3 protein-coding genes are annotated in these 4,374 nt (G+C 65.8%); all 3 read right to left on the bottom strand.

The features are described from left to right. Positions 1-158: 158 nt before the first annotated feature. Entirely contained in the window at positions 159-1,130 is a 972-nt protein-coding gene (locus ACFWF3_RS25985; protein WP_378989380.1) for a DUF3566 domain-containing protein, read from the bottom strand. Between the two features lie 42 nt (positions 1,131-1,172). Continuing rightward, positions 1,173-3,680, bottom strand: coding sequence for a DNA gyrase subunit A (gene gyrA, locus ACFWF3_RS25980; RefSeq protein WP_378634601.1), 2,508 nt, complete (start codon positions 3,678-3,680; stop codon positions 1,173-1,175). A 58-nt stretch (positions 3,681-3,738) separates the two neighbouring features. Beyond that, positions 3,739-4,374: toprim domain-containing protein (locus ACFWF3_RS25975; RefSeq protein ID WP_379315917.1), on the bottom strand; the 636-nt coding region annotated here is incomplete at its 5' end.

Below are 4,374 nucleotides of genomic sequence, written 5' to 3'. Positions count from 1 at the left end.
CTCTAACCGCCTGAGCTATAGGCCCGAACTCGTTTCGATCCCCGCCGGAGCAGTGAACCGCAACGAGAAACGAGGTTACCTTACCTGCCTGCCGATAACCAAAACGGCCGGTCAGACCCAGTTTCCTGGGACCGACCGGCCGTACCGGAAACCTGCTCCTAGTCGGGATCGGCCAGGGTTATCTGAATGCCGCCGACCAGATCGCAGCACTGGTTGTAGATGAACACGCCGACCGTGGCCAGCGCGGTGAACAGCACCACGTTGATCAGGCCGATCACACCCGCGTAGCCGAACACCGTGCCTGCGTCGATCAGGCTTGACGAGCTGCCCTCCTGGTTCAGCATCTCGCCCAGCGAGTTGTCCAGGTTGTCCCACACGCCCATGCCCGCCAGCACGATGTAGAGCAGGCCGACGGCCAGCATCCACACGAAGAACAGCGCGACACTGATCACCAGGGTGATCTTCAGGGTCGACCACGGGTCGATCCGGCGGATCTGCACGGTCGCGCGTAGTGGCTCACCCGACGCGGCAGCCGCGATGGCCACCGGCACCGCGGGCGAGACGCTGCCCGCCGCGGCTGCCCGCGCGCTCGGCCCCATGTTGTGCTGGGGCTGCGGCGCCATCGGCAGCCCGGGCGGCGCCACCGGCGCCTCGGGTGCCGGGTGGCGCACGTCGGACAGGTCTGGCATGTCCTTGACAAGCTCCGGACGCGCGATGCTGCGGGTCGGCCCGTCGATCCCGACGGACTTCACCATCGCCGCTTCCTTGCGAGCCGCCTTGGCCGCCAGGTCGGCAGTGGTGCGGGCGTTGGACGCCCCACTGCCCTTGAGACCGCCGCCGCCCGGTGCCCCGGACGAAGGCCGCCCCTGACTCGGCGATTCGCCGGGCCGGTACAGGTTCGACTGCGGTTCACGCTGCGGAAGCTGAGCCCACCCGTCCTGGTAGGGCGAGGATTTGCTGCCCTTGCCGTCGAACGAATCGGTCCCGGCCGCACCGGATTCCGGCGCCGCGCCCTCGGCCGGACCGCCCTGGCGTGGGATCGGCCGCGGCGGGATCGGAGACGTGGCGATCCGCTCGGTGACGCCGTTGGTCTGGTTCCGATCGTCGTTCGACTGATTCGGTGTGGTCAATGGAATCCTCAGATCCGTTCGTTGCCGCCGCTATTTGGTGTGTTACTCCGAAGCCACGTCGCCGAGGAGCTGATCGGGATCGGGCTCGTCGGCGTTGCGCGCGATCGCTAGCAAGGTATCGCCATCCGCGAGGTTCATCAATCGCACGCCCTTGGTCTGGCGTCCGGCCTTACGAACCTGCTTGGCTGCGGTGCGGATGACGCCACCACTGGAAGTGATCGCGTACAACTCGTCCTCGTCGTCGACGATGAGCGCACCCACCAGGCTGCCACGCTTCGGATCGTATTGGATTGTCAATACGCCTTTTCCGCCACGTCCCTGCGCGGTGTACTCCTCGATCGCGGTCCGCTTCGCGTACCCGCCGGCCGTCGCGACCAGCAGATATGTCTCCAGACGCACCACATTGAGCGAGAGCAGCTCGTCGTCGGTGTTGAAGCGCATACCCTGCACGCCGGAGGTGGCGCGGCCCATCGGACGCAGCGCCTCATCGGTCGCCGCGAAGCGGATCGACTGACCGTGCGCCGAGACCAGGAGCAGGTCATCGTCGGACGAGCACAGCACCGCACCGACCAATTCGTCGTCATCGCGCAGGTTCACCGCGACGATGCCGCCGGAGCGGTTGGAGTCGAAATCGGTGAGTTTCGACTTCTTCACCAAACCCGCGCGTGTCGCGAGCACGAGGTACGGCGCGTCCTCGTAGGTCTTGAGCTGAATGATCTGGGCGATCTTCTCGTCCGGCTGGAAGGCGAGCAGGTTGGCCACGTGCTGACCACGCGCGGTCCGGTTGGCCTCGGGCAGCTCGTACGCCTTGGCCCGGTAGACGCGGCCCTTGTTGGTGAAGAACAGCAGCCAGTCGTGCGTGGACGACACGAAGAAGTGCTTGACGATGTCGTCCTGCTTGAGACCCGCGCCCATCACGCCCTTGCCGCCGCGCTTCTGCGAGCGGTAGAGGTCGGTCTTGGTGCGCTTGGCGTAGCCGGTCTCGGTGATCGTGACCACCACGTCTTCGCGGGCGATCAGATCCTCGTCGGCGACGTCACCGTCGGCGGCGATGATCCTGGTCCGGCGGTCGTCGCCGTACTTCTCGACGATCTCGGCCAGCTCGTCGCGCACGATCGCGCGCTGACGCTCGGGCTTGTCGAGAATGTCCTTGTAGTCGGCGATCTCGATCTCGATCTTGGCCAGATCGTCGATGATGCGCTGACGTTCCAGGGCCGACAGGCGACGCAGCTGCATGTCGAGGATGGCGGTCGACTGGATCTCGTCGATGTCGAGCAACTGCATCAGGCCGGTGCGCGCGGTATCGGTGTTGGCCGCGCCGCGGATCAACGCGATGACCTGGTCGAGCATGTCCAGTGCCTTGACCAGGCCGCGCAGGATGTGGGCCCGCTCCTCAGCCTTGCGCAGCAGGTAGCGGGTGCGCCGCACGATGACCTCGAGCTGGTGATTCACGTAGTAGCGAATCATCTGATCCAGCCGCAGCGTGCGCGGGACACCGTCGACGATCGAGAGCATGTTCGCGCCGAAGCTGGTCTGCAGCTGGGTGTGCTTGTAGAGGTTGTTCAGCACCACCTTGGCCACCGCGTCACGCTTGACCGTGACCACGATGCGCATGCCGACGCGGTCCGAGGACTCGTCGTGGATATCGGAGATACCCGCGATCTTCGCGTCCTTCACCTGCTCGGCGATGGAGTTGACGAAGTTGTCGGTGTTGACCTGGTACGGCAGTTCGGTGATGACGATCGTGGTGCGGCCACGCGCGTCTTCCTCGATCTCCACCACACCGCGCATGCGGATGGAACCGCGGCCGGTGGTGTACGCGTCGTGGATGCCCTGGCTGCCGACGATCAGACCGTGCGTCGGGAAGTCGGGGCCCTTGACCCGTTCCATGCAGGCGGCGAGGGTGGATTCCTCGTCGGCCTCGTAGTTCTCCAGCGCCCAGTAGATGGCGTCGGCCAGCTCGTTGAGGTTGTGCGGCGGGATGTTGGTGGCCATGCCGACCGCGATGCCGTTGGAGCCGTTCATCAACAGGGCGGGCACGCGGGCAGGCAGCACGGTCGGCTCCTGCGAGCGACCGTCGTAGTTCGGGACGAAATCGACCGTCTCGGAGTCGATATCGCGCAGCATCTCCATCGCGAGCGGCGTCAGGCGGCACTCGGTGTAGCGCATGGCGGCCGCGCCGTCGTTGCCGCGGGAACCGAAGTTGCCCTGGCCGTCGACCAGCGGATAGCGCAGCGACCACGGCTGAGCCATGCGCACGAGGGTGTCGTAGATCGACGAGTCGCCGTGCGGGTGGTAGTTACCCATGGTCTCGGCGACCGGGCGCGCGGACTTCACGTAGCCGCGGTCCGGGCGGTAGCCGTTGTCGTACATCGCGTAGAGCACGCGACGGTGCACCGGCTTGAGGCCGTCGCGCACGTCGGGCAGCGCACGGCCGACGATCACGCTCATCGCGTAGTCGATGTAGCTGTTCTGCATTTCGGTCTGGATATCGACCGGTTCGGTCCGGTCGCCCGCACCGCCGGACGGGGGCAGCGTGGTCTCAGTCATCAAATCTCCTTCGAGGGGCCGACATGCGAGCGGGCGCGCCTATCAGGCGCAGCGCCGCTTACACATCGAGGAAACGGACGTCCTTGGCATTGCGGGTGATGAAGCTGCGACGCGCCTCCACGTCCTCGCCCATCAGCACGGAGAACAGCTCGTCGGCCGCGGCCGCGTCGTCCAGCGTCACCTGACGAAGCACCCGCACCGAGGGATCCATCGTGGTTTCCCACAGCTCCTTGGCGTTCATCTCGCCCAGACCCTTGTAGCGCTGGATCCCGTCGTCCTTGTTGATCTTCTTGCCCGCGGCGAGCCCGGCCTCGACCAGCGCGTCGCGCTCACGGTCGGAGTAGGCGAACTCGGGATCGGACCGCATCCACTTGAGCTTGTACAGCGGCGGCTGCGCGAGGAATACGTGACCGTGCTCGACCAGCGGACGCATGAAGCGGAACAGCAGCGTGAGCAGCAGCGTCGCGATGTGCTGGCCGTCCACGTCGGCGTCGGCCATCAGGATGATCTTGTTGTAGCGCAGCTTGGCGATATCGAACTCGTCGTGGATACCGGTGCCGAACGCGGTGATGATCGACTGGACCTCGTTGTTCTTGAGGACGCGGTCGATGCGGGCCTTCTCGACGTTGATGATCTTGCCGCGCAGCGGCAGGATCGCCTGGTACATCGAGTCGCGGCCCGACTTCGCCGAGCC

The sequence above is a fragment of the Nocardia sp. NPDC060220 genome, assembly GCF_042727815.1.
GTDB lineage: Bacteria > Actinomycetota > Actinomycetes > Mycobacteriales > Mycobacteriaceae > Nocardia.
The sequence above is the reverse complement of the archived record's forward strand: the minus strand, read 5'-3'. Positions and strand labels throughout refer to the sequence as shown.